This is a genomic window from Carnimonas bestiolae, assembly GCF_051251145.1.
Taxonomy (GTDB): domain Bacteria; phylum Pseudomonadota; class Gammaproteobacteria; order Pseudomonadales; family Halomonadaceae; genus Carnimonas; species Carnimonas bestiolae.
Genome location: NZ_JBPCZK010000002.1, coordinates 309836 through 331364 on the forward strand (window position 1 = coordinate 309836; position 21529 = coordinate 331364).

General features: G+C 56.5%; 11 protein-coding genes. 1 reads left to right on the forward strand and 10 read right to left on the reverse strand.

Annotated features, from left to right (window positions below):
- Nucleotides 1–285: 285 nt before the first annotated feature.
- Nucleotides 286–2397 carry a peptidase domain-containing ABC transporter gene (locus R84865_RS04690; RefSeq protein WP_435637306.1) on the reverse strand — a complete coding sequence of 704 codons (2112 nt, stop codon included), beginning with the start codon at nucleotides 2395–2397 and terminating at the stop codon, nucleotides 286–288.
- A complete protein-coding gene (locus R84865_RS04695) occupies nucleotides 2387–3667 on the reverse strand; it encodes an HlyD family secretion protein (protein ID WP_435632057.1) in 1281 nt (426 codons plus the stop codon). The genes R84865_RS04690 and R84865_RS04695 overlap by 11 nt, the downstream gene beginning before the upstream one ends.
- Before the next feature lie 1040 nt (nucleotides 3668–4707).
- On the opposite strand from R84865_RS04695, the gene R84865_RS04700 reads away from it, so the two are divergent.
- On the forward strand, nucleotides 4708–5286 hold the full coding sequence (locus tag R84865_RS04700; RefSeq protein WP_435638975.1) for a histidine phosphatase family protein: 579 nt from the start codon (nucleotides 4708–4710) through the stop codon (nucleotides 5284–5286).
- 178 nt (nucleotides 5287–5464) lie between these two features.
- Here the strand turns inward: R84865_RS04700 and R84865_RS04705 are convergent, their stop codons facing one another.
- The 8 genes from R84865_RS04705 to R84865_RS04740 all read right to left on the reverse strand — a co-directional run bounded on the left by R84865_RS04705 (nucleotide 5465) and on the right by R84865_RS04740 (nucleotide 21527).
- The gene (locus R84865_RS04705) at nucleotides 5465–5839 is read right to left on the reverse strand and encodes a hypothetical protein (protein WP_435632059.1); all 375 of its coding nucleotides are present in this window, start codon (nucleotides 5837–5839) and stop codon (nucleotides 5465–5467) included.
- Nucleotides 5840–7077: 1238 nt separating this feature from the next.
- Nucleotides 7078–7410: a hypothetical protein gene (locus tag R84865_RS04710; RefSeq protein WP_435632060.1), complete on the reverse strand. Its 333-nt coding sequence runs from the start codon at nucleotides 7408–7410 to the stop codon at nucleotides 7078–7080.
- 453 nt (nucleotides 7411–7863) lie between these two features.
- The gene (locus tag R84865_RS04715) at nucleotides 7864–8877 is read right to left on the reverse strand and encodes an adenosine deaminase (RefSeq protein WP_435632061.1); all 1014 of its coding nucleotides are present in this window, start codon (nucleotides 8875–8877) and stop codon (nucleotides 7864–7866) included.
- 151 nt (nucleotides 8878–9028) lie between these two features.
- Nucleotides 9029–10375: an aminotransferase class I/II-fold pyridoxal phosphate-dependent enzyme gene (locus R84865_RS04720; protein ID WP_435637302.1), complete on the reverse strand. Its 1347-nt coding sequence runs from the start codon at nucleotides 10373–10375 to the stop codon at nucleotides 9029–9031.
- Between the two features lie 232 nt (nucleotides 10376–10607).
- Entirely contained in the window at nucleotides 10608–17927 is a 7320-nt protein-coding gene (locus tag R84865_RS04725) for a type I polyketide synthase (RefSeq protein WP_435638976.1), read from the reverse strand.
- Nucleotides 17924–19516: an LTA synthase family protein gene (locus tag R84865_RS04730; protein ID WP_435638977.1), complete on the reverse strand. Its 1593-nt coding sequence runs from the start codon at nucleotides 19514–19516 to the stop codon at nucleotides 17924–17926. Before R84865_RS04730 ends, R84865_RS04725 begins: the two co-directional genes overlap by 4 nt.
- Nucleotides 19513–20298, reverse strand: a complete 786-nt coding sequence (locus R84865_RS04735) for an SDR family NAD(P)-dependent oxidoreductase (RefSeq protein ID WP_435632065.1) — start codon at nucleotides 20296–20298, stop codon at nucleotides 19513–19515. Before R84865_RS04735 ends, R84865_RS04730 begins: the two co-directional genes overlap by 4 nt.
- Nucleotides 20262–21527 (reverse strand): capsule polysaccharide biogenesis protein, encoded by a 1266-nt coding sequence (locus R84865_RS04740; RefSeq protein ID WP_435632066.1) that lies wholly within the window; start codon nucleotides 21525–21527, stop codon nucleotides 20262–20264. Before R84865_RS04740 ends, R84865_RS04735 begins: the two co-directional genes overlap by 37 nt.
- Nucleotides 21528–21529 lie beyond the last annotated feature (2 nt).

Consider the following 21529-nt stretch of genomic DNA (forward strand, 5'->3'; position numbering starts at 1 on the left):
GGCCGGTTGGGTAACGTATTGAGCGATAAGATTTAGCGGCATCTTGTCGTCGAGCATGTCCATTTCACCCTTTCGGGAAGTATCAGATTGTAGAGGTATGTATCCAACGTTCTGATTTGAAGGATGGGCAACGAAAAAACCGCTCTTGATGGGCGGTTTTTGGGCGTTGAGAAAACGTTGCTTATGCAGCTGTTTGCTTCGAAGCGGTGATGATTCCCTGATAAAAAAGCCCACGGCTGCCGAGAAGGCAGTCGTGGGCTTTTCATTTCTGTGCCTGAATAAAACCTACTGAGCCGGCACGCCCAGTTGAATCACGCGGTCAGTTGACGCGACTGTGGATTCACGGTGGGCAATGATGATGCGAGTGATATTCAGCTGGCGTATCGCTTGGTTAACGAAGGCTTCGCTTTGATTATCAAGCGCACTGGTGGCTTCATCCATGAACAGAATGCTCGGTTTACGGTACAGCGCGCGCGCGATAAAGAGGCGCTGACGCTGGCCGCCTGAGAGCCCTTCGCCCAGCTCTCCGACCAGGGTTTCGTAGCCCATCGGTAGCTGTTGAATGAAATCGTGGATATAGCTGGCCATGGCACAGCGCACCATCCACTCTTCATCTATTTCTTCGACAAACCCGCAGATATTCTCGCGAATCGATCCAGAGAACAGACGATCGTCCTGCATAACGCAGGCGGTCATCTTATGGTAGTTGTTCACCCCGAGCTGCCAGATGTCTGAGCCATTGGCGAGAATGTGGCCCGCGTCAGGCTCGAACAGGCCGCACAATACCTTCATTAGCGTTGTTTTGCCTGACCCCGACGGGCCAACGATGGCAACGCTCTCACCCTGCTTGATGTTGAGATCAACGCCGCTGAATACCGGTTCTGACTGACTGTCATAGCGATATGAGAGATCGCGGGTTTCAAGCGAGACGGGGCGCATGTCGTTAACGACAGGCACGTCGGGCTTGGTGGGCTCTCTCTCATGCAAGGCGATATCAGAAATACGTTCGTTATGCAGGCTCATCATGCGCAGGTTCAGCAGGAAGCTAGTGAGCGATCCGATACGGTCACTGAACTGCCCACGGTAGGAGTTGAACGCGACGTACATCCCGATGGTCATGTGGTTGTCGATTACCAGGGTAGCGCCAAGCCACAAGATAACGACCTGGTCGATGGCGCCCACCAGCGTATTAACGCCGCCGAACAGCAGATCGAGCTTGGTCACCTTAATGCCCGTATTGATGGCATCAATCTTCAGGTTCAGCCAGTGGCCCGAGCGCCTGTCGCTCATGCCTTGCATCTTGACGGTGCCAATACCGTACAGCGTTTCCATGAAGTAGGAGCTGGCACGCGCCTCCTGGATCAGTCGTTCTTCCGAGAGCTGGCGGTAGTAGTTGTAAGTAAACAGGCGAATCAGTACGTAAACCGCCGTGATCCCTACCACTACCCACGTCAGCCAGCCGCCATACAAGAACATCATGGTGAAGACACCGACCACCATGATGCTGTCCATGATGGCGCCCACCACGCTGTTGGTGAACGTCTGGCGTACTGAATCAAGCGACCCGAAGCGGGACTGAATATCCCCCAGCTTGCGGCGCTCAAAAAACTCTAGCGGCAGCTTCAACAGGTGCTGGAACAGGCCGGATTGCCATTGCACGTTAATCAACGTGCCCATCACCAGAGATGACCAGGCGCGCAGCATGCTAATGGCAGCACGGAGCAGAATGAAGAATGCGAGGCCGACACAGATCAGGCTGAGCAGACCGCGATCCCCGGCGGGAATAACGTGGTCCATGACCAGTTGCGTACCCATCGGCATGATTAGCCCGATGGCTTCGATCAGTAGCGACAGGCAGAAGATTTTGGCCAACGTGCCTTTAATGCCGTGAATACTGTTAATCAGCTTACGCAGGCTGAGCTTGTTCTTTTCGACGCGTGGCTTGAACTCACTGTTGGGCCACAGCTCCAGAGCAACACCGGTAAAATGCTGCGACATTTCGGCGAGACTGACCGTGCGTCTGCCGCGAGCGGGATCGTGAAGAACGAAACTGTTGCCCTTTACTGCGACAAGCACCACAAAGTGGTTGAACTCCCAGTGCAAGATACAGGGAGTCTTGAGCTCATTGAGCTCGTCGAGATCCAGCGACAGTGCGCGCGTGGCAAGGCCCATTTGGGTGGCCATCGACTGAATGCCTGCCAGCGTTGCCCCACGTGATGAAACGTTGAACTGCTGACGGAGCGAGATCAGATCGACGGTTTGGCCGTAGTTGCCAGCGACCATGGCAAGACACGCCAGGCCGCACTCAGTGGATTCGGTCTGATGAATGACAGGAACACGGCGGCGCAGGCCCAGATCCAGCTTGTTCACAATCGACTTGAAGCTGTTATTGATCATTTTTTATAGGCCCCATAGCGCTGTGTTGCATGTCGTAGAACGGCGACAGAATCCATTGATAGATATGACGTTTCTCGAGAAACAGTGTCGCCTCGGCTTTCATACCATTGTCCAGCGGCATGCTTTGTTCGCCGTAGCTGATAACGCGAACATCCGGTTTCACCAGAACGCGGTAGTAGGGGATAGATGGCCCCTGCCCAACACGGGGAGCCCCCTGATAGGTTGCCATTTCCTGCGGTGATGCTGGGGTGCGGGAAATGTATTCGATCGTGGAGCCAAATTGCCCAAATTTCTGAGACGGAAAAGCTTCATAGCGCACGTTGACGCGATCGCCCGTGCTCAGATAGGGGATGGCCTGGTTAGGCACCCACATCACCAGATAGTAGCTTTTGATATTTTCAGGCAGGATTTGCAGCAAGCTATCGCCGGAATTGACCATTTGCCCGGGTGTAACACTTAGCGAGTCGACCTTGCCGTCCGATAGCGCGCGGATGACTACCTCGCCCGACAGATCGTTGTTGGTCAGCTGTTTGTTCAGATCGAAACGCTGCATCTCCATTTGGTAGATGCGGTTGTTGAAGTCAGCAGCCTGGGTCTGAATCTGGCTTTCCGTATTGGTGAGCTGCAGCTGGTTCTGCTGGTTTTGCCCAACCAGACTGAGCATGTTGTTTTGCTGCTGATAGAACAGGTATTCCTGGTTGAGCACTGCGGCTTTGGTGAGGATGCCGCGCTTAAGATAGCCGCGGTACTGTTCCATGCCGTTTTTCATCAACGCCACCCCTTCTCGGGCTTCGTCGACGATGGCATTCGAATGCTTGTATGCCGCCGCGTATTGGTCACGCTGTTTCTGCAGTGAAGCAAGAGTGGCCCGCTTGCTTTCCTGTAACCCCTCGATGATATCGTTGATACGTTTTATCTGGTTTTCGATATCCTGGCGCTGCGCGAGGCTGGCGTTGCCTTGCGACGTGCTTTTACTCACATCAATTGCGTAAATGGGCTGGCCTTTGTGGATGGGCTGCCCCTCTTCGACGAATTGCTTTACAACAACGCCCTGAACGCCGGAAAAAATATTGACGGCGCGAGGCCATGTCGTTACTTCTCCGCCGACGTTTACGCGGCGTGTGTAATTTCCCCAGATAATGAATGCTAGTGCAATCACGATGAAGAAGGCGGTAGCCGCCCCAATGATCCAAGGAGAAATGCCTGGAAGCAGAATGACTCTTCCCCTCCAGCGTCTCTTCCTGCTTTCGATCGCCTCTTGGCGAAACATGACTCTCTCCTAAACAGTAAACTAATCAATAGTCTGTTTGCTTATTGTAACAGCTTGTACAGAAAGGAAGTAGAACATTGGAGCGAGGCCTGTTTGGGCAATCACGCGAATCCTTATTTGTTTCAAGCTAACGTTTGAATCAACGTACTTGCGTGGACTCAGTTTAGTTTCGTTATTGTATAACGCAAACTCCTCACTCAAGTTGAATGGGAGAGTTTTTACTGGTCGTGCTCGTAAGCGCCTAACGCAACGAGAGCGAGGGCTTATCCGTTAGATAGTAACGGCCGCGCCATCAGAGCCCCGAAAAAAGCATTTTTGATCGACTGGAGAGTGTCACTCGCAAGTGCAGCAGTTTTAGCGGTGTTATCTCCCTGAATGGCTTCCCTGATCATACCCGTAACACTCCCGCAATAGTGCAGTGGTTGGGCCTGCGCCCTGTGCGATAGCGCTCGCATCGTCTGCTTCTCTGGTAGCGGTGTTAGCGCCGCCTATCAAGCTGCTGAAGATGTACGGCGTCGATAACAGCGTCGATTAGGCCGTGAACGTATCCGAGCCTTTCATCAGCCCTCTGAAAGAAGTCCGTTTGTTCATTATAAGTTATTCACACCCTAACTTACGTTAGCGATGTGTTTGTTCACTTCAGAGGGGTAAGAAAGTACGCTGATTTGCATCGCCACGGTAGCAAAGTTAATTATGGCTATCGTGACTATTTGGGTTAACTCAATGGTGCGATGAAGTTAATAAGGCGGGCGGGCATGGAATATCTCAATATATGTTAAAACGTGTAATAAAATATTACCAATAAAGGTCGTCCAGCTGCAGGAACAGCGCCACTCACAATGACGTGTTTCGGTGCGTGTATGCAGAACTTCACTTGGCGTGTTTTAGCGTGTCTCTTTGCGCCGTATAAAGAGGGCAAAACGACGCTTTTCACTTCTCGCGGCGGGGTGCGCTAAGATGCTGATAGGTAAGAGAGGTGAGGGGCCGCCTCGAACAAAAATGCCCTCAGCGTCAAATTCAATAAAAGCCGGGAGAGAATAGTGTCGTCATCTACAGAATTGTGGCTAGTTCGCCACGGTCAAACGGAGTGGAGCAAGTCAGGGCAGCATACGGGGCGCACTGACCTGCCGCTGCTGGAAGAAGGTGTGGAGCAAGCCAAGACACTGCAGCCGGCGTTACGCGGTGTGGCGTTCGATCAGGTATTGTCGAGTCCTTTAGGGCGCGCCAAGCATACGTGCGAACTGGCGGGGCTTAGTGAGCACATGCTCGTTGATCCGCAACTGCTGGAGTGGGATTACGGTATTTACGAAGGCCGTAAAACCAGCGATATCCGTGAAGAAGTACCCGGTTGGGATGTGTTCAAATCGCCCATCCCCGAGGGGGAGTCCAGAGAGGATGTGCAGAAGCGTGTAGCGGCATTCGTTGAAGAGCTTGATCAGCAAGGCGGGCGCATCGCGCTATTTGCGCACGCCCACATCTTGCGCTGCATTGCAGGCTATTGGGCAACAGGGGACATTGGCTTTGGCGCGCATCTGGCCCTTTCTCCGGCGTCTATGAGCGTACTCACCTATCATCGCGAAGATCGCGTTATCAAGAAATGGAACGTGACCCACCACTGAGTGAGGTAAGCGCTTGCAGGCACTGCGGCGAAAATGCGATTCATATGATCGCTAGTGTCGCTAGGCACCATCGCTGCCTGCTGCATCATTGCCGAACGCCTCGATCTACCAGCATCGAGGCGTTCGGTTGTTACTTTTCAAGGGGCAGGGGACGATAATCCGGCCGCCGACTTGAGCATTAAACGGTTACTAGCGCGCCTTTAGGGCCCCAGTAGTCGCCGTTGTTGATTGAAGTGAAGATGTCATCAGCCAGGTTCTGGGATTCTTGGCTGCTGTAGCCCTGAATAGCACCCAGAATGAGGCCAGTAGCGCCAGCAGCGATAATGCCTGCGAGCGCACCAACGCCCTGCGCGATAATGCCTGCGCCAACGACACCACCCGCACCGCCGGTACCTGCATTGGAGCCGCCTACTAGACCGCCGTAGGTTGCGCCGAGCGCGCCAAGAACTGCCGCGCCTTCAACAGCGTCGATCAGACCGATCGCATGGCCCCCGATGTAAGGACCTTCTGCACCCACAACAGCGCTTACTTCTACTGAAGTTAGTTCTTTCATGTGTGTATCTCCCTGCACCAATAAGATTAGAAACCAACATTGGAATAGCGTGACGACGCGCATGTCGATTGGCGACTTTGGTTATCGTCGAAGTAAACCTAGCAGCGGCTTCTAAAGAATATTATTACTATTTTTGTTAATTCTATGATGACTGTTATTTATCCAACAATATAGTCGGAATTGGGTGATATAATTATTGTATTAATATAATAAATGGATTGTTTGTCGTCTTGTTCAGTGAGCATGAGGCGCGGCTGGCTAAAACAAGTAAGCATGCCTCACTTTTTTTAAGTATAGATTAAGCGGGGACGTACTGCCAGAGGTTGTTTCGAGTCACAGCGGATCGTTTGCTGGCGACAGTTTTCACACTGTGCCGATGCCTTTTGATGTAAACGATGCTCTTTCGAACCGCTAGCGAGGGACCTCCAAACGCACCAGAGCATGACAAATCCTCACGTGATCGCCACGCGGCGATATGTCCAATGCATGGTCGCGGGATGGCTGCGGGCCCCGTGGAATGCGGGTTTTATCAATTTGAACGGAGCCGCGGCGAGCTTCCGCGACGCCGCTGCTGGTGATGCGTGACGCTGCGTCAACGCCTTGGACAAGGATTGCCACCCCGTTAACGCCTGCGAGGTCTCCGAGGCTACCGGCAGATGCCTGTACAAGCGCTCAAAAGTCGTCTTATACAACAGTGTTTTGGACGCTGCGTTTAATATGTTGAGTGCCTGGTCCAACCTACCGGTAACGGTATTTGTTTATTAACTCTTCGTGTTTTTAGTTAGCGTGTTTGGCTATGTAGTCCAACGGGAGTGATTATCGCGTTACGCTGGAGCGCTGAGCGTTTCCAAGAAAACATCGGATGCACGAGTTCGGACCAGCGTGCGCCAATTATTAATTCAACTTTAATACGTCTATTGAAGTTGAAATGATAATGAAAAGATTTGAGCGTTAAAGTAAGGTGGGCGCAATATCAGATTAATAAAACGAGCATTACTAGAGAACGGTTTTTACCTGCACCATAAATAATGGCGGAGAGAGGGGCGCTTGTTACGAGAGTATTCTCTAATAGGTGAGGGCTCTCATTAGCATCTGGTGCCGAGAGATGCGACCCGATTGGAAAAGGGCATCTGTCGCTCCAAATGCCCTTCTCGTTCTCCGTGCCTCCAGCAGCGGACTCCAGCTTATGGAGCCCGCCGTTGGAAGCTTGCCAGCGGCTATAAAGCGCTGACGTGGCCTTAGAAGCGACCGTTTTCGATAGAGGAGAAAATACCGTCTGACAGTTCTTCGGTTTTGGGGTTGTCGTAGCCCTGAATAAACCCGATAACCGCGCCAGTAATACCGCCTGCGACGATACCGGCAATAGCGCCAACGCCCTGTGCGAGGATACCAGCGCCCAGAAGGCCACCTGCACCATTGGTGCCGGCGTGTGATCCAGCTACCAGGCCGCCGAAGGTTGCGCCTTCTGTGGCAAGCACAGCTGCACCTTCAAGGCTGTCAAAAAGGCCCGCAGCGTGTCCGCCAATTCCACCAGCTACAGCGCTCACTTCTACAGTATTGAGTTCTTTCATTTGTGGCATCTCCCTGCACAAATCAAAAGGGGTCGGTATGTCGACCGGTTTTACATGCTTGGTCTAGCGTGTGACGATCAGTGTCGTCGGGAGGAAAGGTATCAACTATCGCTTGTTGGAATAGGGTGCGGCGCGGCAAGTCATTAATTCTTAAACGTGAAATATTCAGTTGCGTTTCTGGTTAATGTGCAAAACAGTCACAAAAACCAAGGTCGCTCGGCAGGTTGGCCTCGCCTTGGTTGCGATACTGTGGTGCCAATCACCGCATCAGGCTTCACCGAACCGAGATGATTCGACTTATTCCAGAAGGCTGTGGGGCTGCAATGTGGGTGGACGTGTGATCAGCCACCAAGCGGTGAGGAATGCGATATGAGCTTGCCAAATAAGGACGCTTCATCAGCGCGGTAAGCGTCCGTATCTCGGCTTTTAGCTGAATGTGCTAAAGCGGGTCAGCTATGACTTTGACGTGTTATTAAGGTACAGGTCGAGAATGTCGTTCATTTGCTGCTTGCGAGCGTCGTCCGCAAAGCTCGCTTCGATCGCATTTCGCGTGAGCTGCTCCCAAATTGCGGGGGTCCAGCCGAAGGCTTGCTGTACCGCATCGAAGTTATTGTTCATATAGCCGCCAAAATAGGCGGGATCGTCCGAATTAAGCGTTACCTTCAGGCCAGCATCAAGCATGTGAGCGATGGTGCTCTCTTGCAGGGTGCCGAACACCTTTAGGTAGATATTTGACAGCGGGCAAACTGTTAACGGGATTTGCTCTCGGGCCAGACGTTCGGTGAGCTGGGGGGAGGTAATGCACTGCACGCCATGATCGATTCGCTCGACGTTCAGCTCATCAAGGGCTTCGCTGATGTAATCGTGCGGTCCTTCCTCGCCAGCATGTGCCACTAGACGCAGCCCAAGCGCTTTGGCCTTCTCGAATACACGGCGGAATTTGGCCGGCGGGTTGCCTAGCTCTGCAGAGTCCAGTCCAACCCCAATGAAGTGCTCGCGATAGGGAAGTGCAGCTTCGAGCGTTTCCAGCGCCGATGCTTCGCTCATATCGCGCAAAAAGCTCAAGATTATCGCACTGGTAATGCCGTAGCGCTGCTGAGCGTCCTGACAGGCGCGCGAGATCCCGGCTAACTGCGTGCCGATATCAACGCCGCGAGCCAAGTGCGCCTGCGGGTCGAAGAAAATTTCGGCGTGAATCAGCTGTTCGCTAGCGACACGCGAGAAGTAGTCCCACGTTAGATCGTAAAAGTCCTGCTCGCTAAGCAGCACCTGCATGTTCTGATAATACAAATCGAGAAATGACTGCAGGTTCTTGAACTCATAGGCGGCCTTCAGCTCATCGATACTGGCGTACGGCAGCGCTATATTGTTGCGCTCGGCCAAGGAAAAAATGAGCTCTGGCTGCATGGTGCCTTCAATGTGAAGGTGCAGCTCGATTTTTGGCAGTCGGTGAAGAAAGGTATCCATATGCAGTAATGAGTCCGTGCCCAAAAGAGTGTTAGCGGAATAACGCGTGCGTTGTCGCTAAGCGTTGCCGCTGAAGCAGTAGGTTGGCAAGCATTTCAACCGGCATGGCTCGATGCCGTTGGTGTACTTGGTGCGCTGGCAAGCGGCGATATCAGCGCGCGGCCAATCGCGACCATTCCTGCTGTAATGCGTTCAGTGTCGTGTCGATTTGCGCTTCGGAGTGCTCGCTGTTGATAAAGAACCTTAGACGGGCACTGCGCTCCGGCACCGCGGGGTAGAGGATCGGCTGTACATTAATGTCACGCTGCAACAGCGCCTCGGAAAGCTTCACGGCGATAACCGAGCTACCGGTAATCACCGGTACCACCGCCACTCCAATACTTTCGCCAACATCTAAGCCAGCGCTTAGCGCGTGGTCGCGGAAATAGCGCGAGATGCGTTGAAGACGTTCAATACGCTGCGGCTCGCGCGCCATAATGCGCAACGAAGCCAACGACGCCGCGGCGTTTTGCGGCGGTAAGCCGACGCTGTAAAGAAATCCTGGGGCGAGATAGCGCAGGTTTTCGACCAGCGCGTGGCAGCCTGCGATATAGCCCCCGCATCCCGACATCGTTTTGCTTAACGTGCCCATCCAGATATCAACGTCGCGGGAATCGACATTGCAATGTTCGCGAATGCCTTTGCCGCTGCTACCCAGGGTGCCGAAAGAGTGCGCCTCATCGACCATTAGCCACGCATGATGGTGCTGTTTGATCGCCACGAACCGCGCCAGATCGGGAACGTCGCCATCCATGCTGTAGAGGCCTTCGATAACCACCAGTACGCGTTCAAACTGCTCACGATGACGGGTAAGCAGCTTATCCAGTGCCTCGGCATCGTTATGCGGGAAACTCATGCGCCGTGCGCCGGAGAGCTGTGCGCCGATCAGCAAGCTGTTGTGTGCATACTCGTCGTGAAGAATCAGGTCCTTGGGGCCAAGCAGATGACCAATGGTCGACACGTTGGTGGCATGGCCGCTTACGAAGACCACCGCATCTTCGGCGTCATATGCCGCTGCCAGCTCGCGCTCAAAGGCCTCGTGGATGGGGCGTTCGCCCGATACAGCGCGGCTCGCCGATACCGAGGTACCATAGCGCTGCATGGCCTCCGTAGCGGCTTCCAGCACTTCCGGGTGGTAAGAAAGGCTCAGGTAGTTATAGCTGGCAAAGTTAATACACTCGCGACCATCAATAACGGTTGTCGCGCCTGCAATACCTTCGTGTAGCTTGAAAAAGGGATTTTCGGTGCCCAAACGTGCGCCGCTGGCACGCATCATCTTGACCTGTTGATAGCCCGGCTGAAGATCAAAGCGTGTGAATTTTTCCGGGACGCGAGGCTCGAGCGCACTGCTCTGGCCCGCATGTTGCTCGCTACCAGATGTCTGGCGGCGCTGCTTAGCCTGCTCAATGATGCGCTGCTTGAGGGACTGTTTGAGCTTGCTGGGACCGCTGTTGCTCATTCGACGTCCTGTCTGGGTGCTTTCCGTCAGTAACGGCACGAGTGATGAAGTGCGCAAAACGATAGAGACGTTGCTTGTGCCTTTTAGTAGGCGCTGCTGTCCCCGACGTTTTCTGACCCAACCGCCGCGCTAGCGACGTTTAGGCAGCGTTTCGTGCAGTTGTGTAATAGAGCGCGATGCTACGCTATTTTTACGCACAACTGAACGGTAGGCGGGGCGCTTTCAGCCCCCGTCAGTGTTCATCGACACCGTGACGTTGCTCAAGGCTCGCCAATACTTCTGCGTCATCGTTAGACTCCGCTGCATCGCCTTCGCTTAACCGCTCGACCAGGTAGTCGGCCAGCTTCGAGATAGTGGCGCTATCGTTGAGGACCATCACCGGTACCTGAATACCCAGCTTGCCTTCCAATGCGGTGACCAGCTCAACCCCCATCAGTGAATCGAAGCCCATGTCGTACACGGAGCGATCGATATCCAGCGCGGCTTCGTCACTCAGCAGGATGGTCGCTAACTCGCGACGCAGCAGCGCAATGACCGCCTCGCGCTGCTGCTCGACGGGCAGCGACAGCAATTGCTCGCGCAAGTCTTCGTCGCTATTGGTGTCGCTGTGTTCGTTGGCATCACGCGGTAGCAAGCGATAGCGTGGCGACGAGGACGTGGGCAAAAAGCGCGCGGTGGCGGCCCAGTCGAACGGTAGTATGCCTTCGTTGGAGCTGTTGCGCTGCAACGCTTGGCCCAAGGCGTCAAGCGCTTCGCGGGCATTCATGGCGCCGCCCCCCAACCGCTGTACGAGGGTGTCACGGGTGCGGGTATTTCTTGCCAAAAAGCCAACGTCGTTGATAGCCCCCCAACTGATACAGGTGGCCGGAAGCCCTTGGCTGCGACGGCTTGCCGCGAGCGCTTCGAGCCACATATTGGCCGCTATATAGGAAGACTGCCCCGGGTTGCCAAACAGCGTCGTGGCTGATGAGTAGAGTACGAAGAGCGTTAGGCTGTCGTTGCGCGTCAATTCATCGAGCAGGCGTGCGCCTTCTACCTTGGCGCGCATGCTCGTGGCGATCTGCTCGGGAGTTAGATCGCGCACCAACGCATCATCAATGACCGTGGCTGCATGCACCACGCCAGTGAGCGGGGCATCACTCTCGCGCAGCTTGTGCAGCAGCGCATTCAGCGGCTCACGCTCGCTTACGTCGCACGCAGCCACATCGACGACGACGCCTTTTGCCTCGAGTTGAGCGATGGCGTGCCGTGTTTCCTCGATCTGCGGGGCCTCGCTGTTCAGCCCTCGACGTCCGACCAGTGTCAGTCGTCGTGCGCCGTGATCAGCCAGCCAGCGGGCGGTTGCCAGCCCGAAGCCGCTAAGACCGCCGGTAATCAGATAGCTGCCGGTTGGACTTAGCGCCGGTGGCGCTGCGGGCTGCCGTGAGTGCTGCGCTTGCGGCGGCTGTTCGTAGGTCACCACCACCTTGCCGATTTGGCGCGCCTGCTGCATATAGCGGTAGGCTTCTACAACACGATCAGCGCTGAAGGCAGTAAATGGCAGCGGCGACAGCGTACCGTCGCCAAAGAGTTCCATCATTTCAGCGAACAGCCGCTCTGTGAGCTCCGGGCGTTCCTGCATCAGCTGGTCGGAGTCGACGCCGAAGTAGCTCAGGTTATTGCGGAACGGGCGCAAGCCAACCTGAGTATTGTCGTAGAAATCACGCTTGCCCAGTTCGACAAATCGCCCGAAAGGCCGTAGTGCCCTGAGGTTTTGGGCGATCGCTTCGCCAGCCAGGGAGTTCAGTACCACATCGACGCCTTGATGATCCGGCGTGTCGGCAAGAAGTGCTTCGGCAAAGGTGGTCGAGCGCGAGTCGTAAATGTGCTCGATGCCCATCAGTTTGAGGACATCGCGCTTTTCATCACTACCTGCGGTGGCATAGATGTCAGCGCCCAGCCAACGGCCAATTTGAATCGCAGCCAAGCCGACCCCGCCCGCTGCACCGTGAATCAACAAGCGTTCGCCTGGTTCGAGCCGAGCCTGATGCTTAAGCGAGTAGTAGACGGTAAAGAAGGTGGTCGGCAGTGTGGCCGCCGCCGCATAGCCAATATCATTCGGAATAGCGGCGAGCGTGCGCTGACGAGCAATCAGGCGGGTAGAAAAGCTGGACGGGCCGAAGCCAACGACGGCATCGCCGGGAGCGAAACGAGTGACGTTCGCGCCGGTACGCACCACTTCGCCGGCAAATTCGAGCCCCAGGCTAGCACCGGCAAAGCCCTGTTCGACGGCTTCATCCGATAGCAGCCCCAATGCGTACATAACATCGCGGAAGTTGAGGCCGGTCGCTTTAACGTCGATTTCGACATCATCATCACCGAGCGGTGCCAGCGTACGCTCCTTCCAGCGCAGATGGCGCAGTTGCCCAGGAACGTCGAATCCGAGGGTGAGCGTGGTATCGGGGTGCGGCGGTGTGTCATCAGCGACAAGCTCGACGCGCGGCGCGAAGCGTCTGCCGTGCTCATCGAACACGACTTCGAGTTCTGCGTCCGGCTCGGTCAACTGAGCGACCAGCGCATTGATCAGCGCGCGCGGGCAGGCACTGGCGTAATCAGCCTGAGCGGGTAGATCCACCAGTCTGATGCGATCGCCGCCGCTTTCGTTTTGTAGCGTGCGGCCAAATCCCCAACTTGCGGCATCGTCCGCTAGCGTCACGTGCTTATTGTCGCTCCACTGCTGGGTTGCCCCTTGAGTGAACCACCACAGGCGCGTAGAGCTGGCGTGTTGCTCCAACTGTTGCCACCACGCAGCCATGCGTGCGCAGCGTGTTTCGGGCGCGTTGCTGCCTAGCATCGCAAGATCAATGATATTGTCGACGGCCAACGTGTGTACCGAAGGCAGCACGGCGCTATCGCTCAGCGTTACCTGCTGGCCCGCTTCTTCCAGCGCCACGGCCAGCGTCGTCGCTGCTGCTTGCGAGGTGCTGTCGCTGCATAGCAGCCAGCGCTGTGAACCTACGGGCTCATGCTGCTGAGCAGCGGTGTCAGACGCGTGAGCCACGATCAGTTCGATGCCTTCGACAGCATCGCTACTGCTCTCGACAGCAAAGTTGAACAGCGTTAGCAGCTCTCTGAACTGCTCGGCGGTGCACGGTAGCTGCTGCTCGTCGAGCTCAACGAGCGCTTGCCAACGGCTGCTGCGCGGGCCGACAAATATCAATTGAAGCGTGCGGTGCTGCTGGGTCAGCTGTTCTAGCTGCTGTTTTAGCTGTGAAGGGGTAATGCCAGCGCCGATCATCACCAGTGTTGCATCGCCGCTGGCCGCGAGCGGCTCATCTGCCTTGTAAATCTCAAGGCCTGCGCGCGACGGCGCAAATAGAGTCGCTTCGTGCCAAGCGCTGTCGTCCAACGCGATCAGCTGTTCACGAACGGTGAGCTGGCCGTTACTGATATTAAGGCGCGGTAACCAGCCTGGCTGGCGCACCGCGACTTCGATCAAGGTGAGGCGTTGCCCTGCTTCCAGCATGCTCGCCTGACGCTCAACCAACTCGGTAATGCTAACCGCGAGCGATTGTCTGGTTACGCTATCAAGGCTGGCTTGCCACAGGCGCGCGGCGTCAATGGCAGGCGGTTGCGAGCTTCCCAGGCGATAGCCGATGCGTCCCAACGCTAATGTCAGCTCGGCGTAATCGGGGTAGTCGTGCAGGGCAAGTTGCCAGATATCAGCAGCGGAGGCGTCTGGTGCGTCCGCGGTCACGTCGAGCGCAAGACGCTCACACAGGCGCTCAAGACGTTCATCAATCACATTGCCACGCTGCTGGTCGCGCGCTTCCACCGCGAAGGCGTGCGTCATGGCATCGAGCAGTGGTTCGAGTTCTTCCGAGTAGCGTCGGCTGCACCGTGCCGTTAGTTCGTTCAGGCGGGCGACGTCGCGTCCGGTCAGCACCGCAGGCGCCAATGTTTCACGTGAAACATCGGCATTTGGCAGCGGCGCTGGTGCGAGTTTCTGGTGCAGGCGCTCGATGGGGCGCTGATGGGCACTTTTCAAACGCACGGCGCGGAAGCGCGCGCCCTCTATCACCGCGACCGCCTGGCCGCTGGCGTCGAACAACTCAAGATCAGCGCACAACGAGTGCGGTGAGCGTTGAGTGGGGCGCACGCGTGCTAACACGGGGGCATCTGCCGTTGCGTTGAACTGCAGTCGTTCCAGCCTGACCGGTACGAAGGCCATGCTGGTATCGCTGACGCCGAGCGCGCTGAGCAGTGGCACAAAGAGTTGGAAGGCGCTGTCCAGCAATCCCGGTGGCAGCAGGCAGTCGGGTTGGGATTCGCTGATTGCAGCGGTACTTTCGAGCACCGCGATCGCACTGCCATCTTCGATCCAGCCATGGCTGACGCCTTGGAAGGCTGGGCCATAGTTGAGTCCCAACTGCTGCGTGTGCGCTAAGTGCTGCTGGCGCTCGAAGTCGGGCTGGCGGGTCGGCAGCGAGGGAGCCTTGGCATTGAGTGCGAGACCGAGGGTGTCCGCTGGTAGACGTGCACGAGCGTGAAGATGCCAGCCATCGCCGCTTGCGGATTCGTGGGCGCGAATACTGATATTACCCTGGCGTTCGTCAAGCTCGGTACGCACTTCCTTACCGGGGCTGGCATCGAGCAGCAGCGGTGACAGTATTTCGAGCGCTTCTACCTCGATAATGGCCTTGGCTTGCCAGGAGGCGGCGGCGGCCAACATCACTTCAGCGAAGCCAGCCCCTGGGAAAATGACGCTGTCGCCGACGTTATGGTCGGCCAGCCAGGTCAGGCGCTGGGTATCGAGTTCGCTTTGCCAGCTGTGATCGTGGCCCGCCAGGCGATAGCCGAGCAGCGGATGCTCATAGTGGCGCCCTACCAGTCCGGTTTGCTCACCGCTGTTGCGGTACCAATGGTGCTCGCGCTGCCAGGCATAGTGCGGCAGATCGATGCGCGTAGCGTCGGGCGTTAACCATCGCTCGATGGGAATATCGATGCCGCTGTTCCACAGTGCGGCAATGGTGCGTTCGATATGACCGGTATCCGCATCTTGGCTGTCGTCGGTAGGACGCTTGAGGGTACCGAGTAGTTCGCCGCTGTGGTGATGCTCGGCAAGGCTTTCTTTCAGGTAACGCTGCAAAATGGGGTGAGCCCCCACTTCGACGAATAGCCTGAAGCCTGCGCTCATCAGATCGTTGATCGCTGCGTGGAAGGCGACCGGTTGGCGAATATTGCGCCACCAGTAATCAGCATTCAGTGCGCTGCCATCAATGGCGTTGCCGGTGACCGTCGAGTACATGGGGCAGCGGGAAGCGCCGCCCTGAATATCACTAAGGCTGTCCAGCAGGGCCTGCTTCACGCTGTCCATGGCAGGGCTATGGAAGGCGTAGTCGAGCGGCAATGTACGGGCGAATAGCCGCTGCTCGGTAAGCGCCTGCTGCAGCTGCGCAATTTGGTGGGCGTCGCCGGCGAGGGTGAACCCTTTGGTGCTGTTAATACCGGCGATCACGATGTCGCTAAAGCGCGGATCTGCCAGCCAGTGGTCGAGCTGTTCGCGCTCCAGCGATACTGCCAGCATTGCTCCGGCGCCGCGGGTCTCGCCTTGATAATGGCTGCGCCAATGGATAACGGCTACCGCTTGCTCGAGACTCAGCGCTCCACAGGCCCAGGCAGCGGCTACTTCTCCCACGCTATGGCCGACAACCGCGGCAGGTTCGATGCCGTGCGCTCTTAACAGTTGGGTGAGGCCCACCTGAATAGCGAAGAGGGTGGGCTGTGCCACTTCCGTGGCATCGAGACGGTCGCCATGTTGGCCTTCAAGCTCTGCACGCAACGATGTGCCCGCTAGCGGCTGGTAGAGTGTGTCGACTTGATCGATCGCTGCGGCGAACAGCGGTGAGTGTTTGAGAAGGGCCTGGGCCATGCCGAACCATTGGCAGCCATTGCCGGAATAGACGAACACGGGGCCTTGGCGGACGGCATCGGTCGCAAGCGTGCGCTGAACGGGCGGCGTGTTGCCGTTGGCGAAGGCCTCTAGCTGCTGGATGGCCTGCTGGTCGTCTGAAGACCACAGCAGCACGGCGTGGCTGAGGTGTTCGCGACGATACCAAAGCTCGCTAGCGACTCTTTCAAGTAACGGCGTCGAGTCATCTTGCTGCTGTAGCTGCTGCCAGTGGTGCGCAAGCGTGCGGGCTTGAGCGCGCAGCGTGGCAGCGCTCTTGGCACTTAGGAACAGCGGTAGAGGCGCTTCGTGCTGGTGGTGCGTGCGTTGTTCGGTTGGTGCGATATCGGGGGCGCTTTCGAGCAGTACGTGCGCATTGGCGCCACCGAAGCCGAAGGAATTAACGGCGACGACCAATTTACCTGATGCAGGAAGGGCTCGGCGCTGGGTAACGACTTCTATATTGCGCTGTTCGGCCTTCAGCGCAGGGTTCAAACGGCGCACGCCAATGGTGGCCGGTATCTCTCGCTGAGTCAGTACGTGCAGCGCTTTGGCTAGCCCCGCCACGCCAGAGGCGGTTTCCATGTGACCAATATTGCTTTTCACCGAGCCAATCGGCAGCGGCATTTTTCGCTGGCTGGCGAGCGCGTCGCTGATCGCGCTAACTTCAATCGGATCGCCTACCTTGGTGCCGGTGCCGTGCGCTTCTACGTAACTGAGCTCGTCGGCGCCAATGCCGGAATTACGCAGTGTGCGCGCCATCAGTGACTGCTGCGCGGCGGGGTTAGGCACCGTCAGCCCCTGCTTGCTTCCGTCGGTATTAACACCGCTGCCGGCTACCACGGCGATAATGCGATCACCATCTGCGACCGCCTTATCGTAATCCTTGAGCATGAACATGCCCGCGCCTTCTGAACGCACATAGCCATCGCCATCGGCATCGAAGCTACGGCAGCGGCCGTTGGCGGAGAGCATGCTGGCCTTTGAGAAAATCAAAAAGCCGAACGGATGAAGGTGCAGACTGATGCCGCCGGTAAGCGCCGTGTCGATTTCGCCAGCGCGAATGGCGGCGCAGGCATGGTGGAAAGCCACCATCGCTGAAGAGCAGGCGGTGTCCATTGAGACACTTGGGCCGTGCAGATCGAACAGGTACGAGATGCGATTGGAGACCAAGCTCATGGTGTTGCTGGTGGCGGTGGTGGTATCGGTAAGGGCCAGATCCTCAGCCAGACGATACGAATAGTCCAGGCTGGCGACCCCAAGATACACGCCGCAGTCGCTGCCGCGCAGCGCCGAGGGTTGAATGCCCGCGTGTTCCATCGTTTGCCACGCCAGTTCGAGCATGATGCGCTGCTGCGGATCAAGCTGGGCCGCTTCACGCGGTGAAATGCCAAAGAATTCAGCATCGAAGCCACTGATATCGCCCAGACTGCCGGCAGCAAAGGTAACGCTAGTACCAGGGTGCTTGCGGTCTGGGTGTTGGAACGTTTGTTTATCCCAGCGAGAACTATCGACTTCGGTAACCAGGTCTCGCTCGTTAATCAGTGCATCTGCAAAGGCCTTGATGGAATCGGCGCCTGGAAAACGGTAGGCGGCGCCGATAATGGCCACTTTCTTTGTCATTTAAATGTCTCATAACCAGAGCCAGCATTATGACGCGCGTCACCGGGAGAACGGGCGCCGTGATGGGTGCTGGCCAGTACTGCATTCAGAAGGGCTGGCCCCAGGTCAGCGATGTTCATCGCTTGCTCGCTAGGCTGTGCGGCGCCTGAGGTGGACCAAATAAAATAGTCGGTAAACCCATCGGGCTCCCCGAGCCGCTGATAGGTTTTGTCCATGATAGGGACATGATCACCGTAAAAGCACAGGATACCTTCCCGCTGCTGTTCTTGCAGCGTTGTCGCTAGCCTTTCGACCATTCGAGCGCCATTGTGCAGATGGCGCAGATAGACCGACAAATCTTCGCACCCCTTATCAAGCGGACGGTGCAGCCACTGCTGCGGCTCCTCGGGCTGCCGCTCCAAATGCAGTGGGCCATGATTCTCCATGGTGATAAGCATCACCACTGTTGGCTGATCGTCTGCTGTAAGTATCTGCTGCACTTTGTCTGCCAGCGCGGCATCGGCGATGTACTGTCCATCCTTTTGTTGCTCATCGAAGGCCTCGCCGTCGATGAATTCATCAAATCCGAGCAGCGGAAACACCTTATCGCGGAAGTAGAAACTCTTTGGGTAAGGATGAATACATAGGGTGCGATAGCCAAGTGCCTTGAAGCGCTGAATCAGCGAAGGCACCTGCTGATGGGACAGCGAGTGGTAAGGATTAAAGCGATGCCCTGCGAGTGCGCCATCGCGCAGCCCAGTCAGGAAGGCACATTCAGAACGCACTGTGTTAGCGCCCCAGGCGGGCACGTCGAGCGGCCCACGCACAAGTGACTGCGTGGCGACTTTATCCCAAGGTGCCAGCACCTGCTCGCGTACAGCGTCGGACCATCGCCGTGGATCGAAGAAGGATTCGCTCTGCACGATCACTACATTGGGCAGTGCCTGTGCGGGTACTTGCGGCATTGGCTGGCGAAATTCTTCACGCCCCGTGGCTGCGGCGAGGGGTTTGACCAGCTCGCGCCCTTGCCGCCATAGCAGCGTGGTAAAACCGAAGTGCACCAGTTCGTCGTTGGGATCCAACGGTGGCTGATCGGGATAGGCGGTGGGGCGACTTTTGCTGAGGCCCCAGCGTAGCGCGACACTTCCCGCAATAAGCGTCGCTAAAACAGGTGTGAGTGCTTGCCAACCTCGCGCCAGCAAGATTGACGGCTCTAACCAAAACCCTGCGACAATGGCAGCGATGCCTGCCAGCGTAGAGGCGATTGCCAGACCGATGCCAAAAAAAGGCAGATAGAGTCGCGGGTGCTTCACCATATCAACGAAGTATTCGAAGTCCTGGCACAAAAAGGGCTCGCGCAGGGTTCTTGCCTTGGTGTTGCTAACCTGGATGATCACCATGTGCAGCGCACCAACGACCACCATGGCAAACCACGGGCGCTGTAGGAGTAGCACGAAGCCCCCATACAGCAGCGCCCAGCTACCGATATCGATCGCGCTGGTAAAGGCTGGCCGTTTTCCGTTGGGCCTTGGGCGCGGCAGTAGCAGTTGTTCGAACGCGCACCATAGCACCAGGCTAAGCACCAACGGCATCCAGAGCGCCAAGATCATGAATGATCTCCGTTATAGCCCGCCAGGCCGACAATCCACTGTGATAATGCGGCGGGTAAAACAGCCAGCCACCAGCAGCCAAAATTAAGCGGGAAAGGGAAACTGATGCGGGCCTGATTGCGTTCGAGACCGCGACGAATGCGTCGTGACGCACGTTCTGGGCTCCACAGCAGCGGTTTTGGACCGGGCATTTCATGGCACATCTTCGAGCTGACATAGCCCGGCATCACTACGTTGAGCTTGACGCCATAAGGCGCCAGACAACCGCGCATGGCTTCTCCGTAGGCTTTTATGCCGGCCTTGCTGGCGCTGTAGGCGGGCGTTACGGGCAGGCCAAAGTAACCCGCCAGTGAGCTCATCAACACAATTTGACCACTGCCGCGCTGTTTCATACGTTCAGCAAGGCAGTTGGCAAGCGCAATAGGCGCCCCGAAGTTAAGCGCCATGAGCTCTTCAATTTGCTCCCAGTGCTCGCCATCCTTGTGCTGCGAGTGAGTATTCACTCCTGCGGCAGCCACCACGGTATCGAGCGACACTTCTTCATCGAGCGCAGTAACCCAGCGTCTCAACTCCGTGTGATCGGTTAAGGACTGGCTGTGCAGAACGGTGCTGGCACCTTGCTTTTGACACTGCTCCGCGAGCGCCTCGAGGGTGTCGCGATTGCGTCCATGCAGGTGAAGGGTGATGCCGGGAGCTGCCCAGTCTACTGCCAATGCACCCCCTATTGCGCCTGTTGCACCTGTGATCAGGATATGGCGCATAGGCCTGCGGGGGTCCGACATAGCAATTGCTCCAGTGGTGATTGTTCGGCTTCGATTAGGGGGATAGCGTTTTTGACCGCTAGCTCGATGGCGTCGCTGGTATAAAAACCGCCGTTTATCTGCACACTGTGCGTCAGAACGCGGCGAAATGCATCTAATGTGGCGGGATCAGGTGCCTGCGGTTGATACCAGAAGCTTTCCAGCGGCCCTTGATGAGTCAATCCCGGCATGTCGTAGATGGCATTAGCCAGAGCAATGGTCGGCTTAAGCGCTGCCAACGACACATGGCCGCTGGTGCTATTAAGCGTAATCAGGCCGCGGCTGTATTTGACCAGTTTCTCAAGATTTCCGGTCTCAAGGTAGACCACGCGATCCTTCAGACCATAGCGCTCGGTAATGCGCTTTACGTCTCTCGCATGAGGCGTCATGCCCATGTCGAGCGGGTGGTTCTTGATCACCAGGATGGCGTCTTTCGGCGCATGCAGTGCGAAGGTTTCAGCAACAAACGTCATCAGCTCATTCATATCGTTGAAGGAGGAATGATGTCGTACCTGAAAGTCGCCATTAAGCTGCAACGGTAGCAAGTAATAGGGGCGGCGGCTCGACCACAGCGTTTGAATCGAGGCAGTATCGCGTTTTTTATAGCTGTTCATTCGCGTGAATCGCCACAGATACCCCATGTATTCCTGCGGTGCGTTTAGCGCGGCATGGGTACGGTAGCCGGGATACAGAACGGGGTTGAGCACGCCGCCCAGGTGATATTTGACGTCATGCCATGCGCGTATCTTGAACGAGCTTTTGATTTTGGAAGGTTTCCATTGCTCGGGCAGATGCTCCGCCACTTCACGGAACCACTCAGGATTTCTGGGTAACATGGAGTGAGCGTTCACTCCCTCGCGCTCCAGGGTAATCCAGTAGGGGCGCAAATAGCCCTCTTCGAACACGTGGTTGACGATGCCGCGTTGACGGGCTGCGTTCACCAGATCGATGTGCACGGCGCGGCGATCGCCAAACAGAATCTGGTCAGTAATTTCGTGCTTATCCCACAGTGTGCTGACGTAGTCAGTAAGCTGCTCTCCTGGGCCCTTACGCCAGTGATAGGAAGGCTTGCCGTGCCAGAATAGCTGGTCGCCAACATTGAAATTCAGCTTGATAACGCGGTGCCCACGCTGACGCAGGGCATTACCAAGAGCGCTGAAAAAGGGGCTGCATACCCCTTGCAGGAACAGAAATGAACGCTTGCTGGTCATTG

What these genes read in the sequence shown, in the direction of transcription:
- R84865_RS04690 (WP_435637306.1), bottom strand. Translation starts at nt 2,397, where the DNA reads ATGATCAATAACAGCTTCAAGTCGATTGTGAACAAGCTGGATCTGGGC.
- R84865_RS04695 (WP_435632057.1), bottom strand. Translation starts at nt 3,667, where the DNA reads ATGTTTCGCCAAGAGGCGATCGAAAGCAGGAAGAGACGCTGGAGGGGA.
- R84865_RS04705 (WP_435632059.1), bottom strand. Translation starts at nt 5,839, where the DNA reads ATGAAAGAACTAACTTCAGTAGAAGTAAGCGCTGTTGTGGGTGCAGAA.
- R84865_RS04710 (WP_435632060.1), bottom strand. Translation starts at nt 7,410, where the DNA reads ATGAAAGAACTCAATACTGTAGAAGTGAGCGCTGTAGCTGGTGGAATT.
- R84865_RS04715 (WP_435632061.1), bottom strand. Translation starts at nt 8,877, where the DNA reads ATGGATACCTTTCTTCACCGACTGCCAAAAATCGAGCTGCACCTTCAC.
- R84865_RS04720 (WP_435637302.1), bottom strand. Translation starts at nt 10,375, where the DNA reads ATGAGCAACAGCGGTCCCAGCAAGCTCAAACAGTCCCTCAAGCAGCGC.
- R84865_RS04725 (WP_435638976.1), bottom strand. Translation starts at nt 17,927, where the DNA reads ATGACAAAGAAAGTGGCCATTATCGGCGCCGCCTACCGTTTTCCAGGC.
- R84865_RS04730 (WP_435638977.1), bottom strand. Translation starts at nt 19,516, where the DNA reads ATGATCTTGGCGCTCTGGATGCCGTTGGTGCTTAGCCTGGTGCTATGG.
- R84865_RS04735 (WP_435632065.1), bottom strand. Translation starts at nt 20,298, where the DNA reads ATGTCGGACCCCCGCAGGCCTATGCGCCATATCCTGATCACAGGTGCA.
- R84865_RS04740 (WP_435632066.1), bottom strand. Translation starts at nt 21,527, where the DNA reads ATGACCAGCAAGCGTTCATTTCTGTTCCTGCAAGGGGTATGCAGCCCC.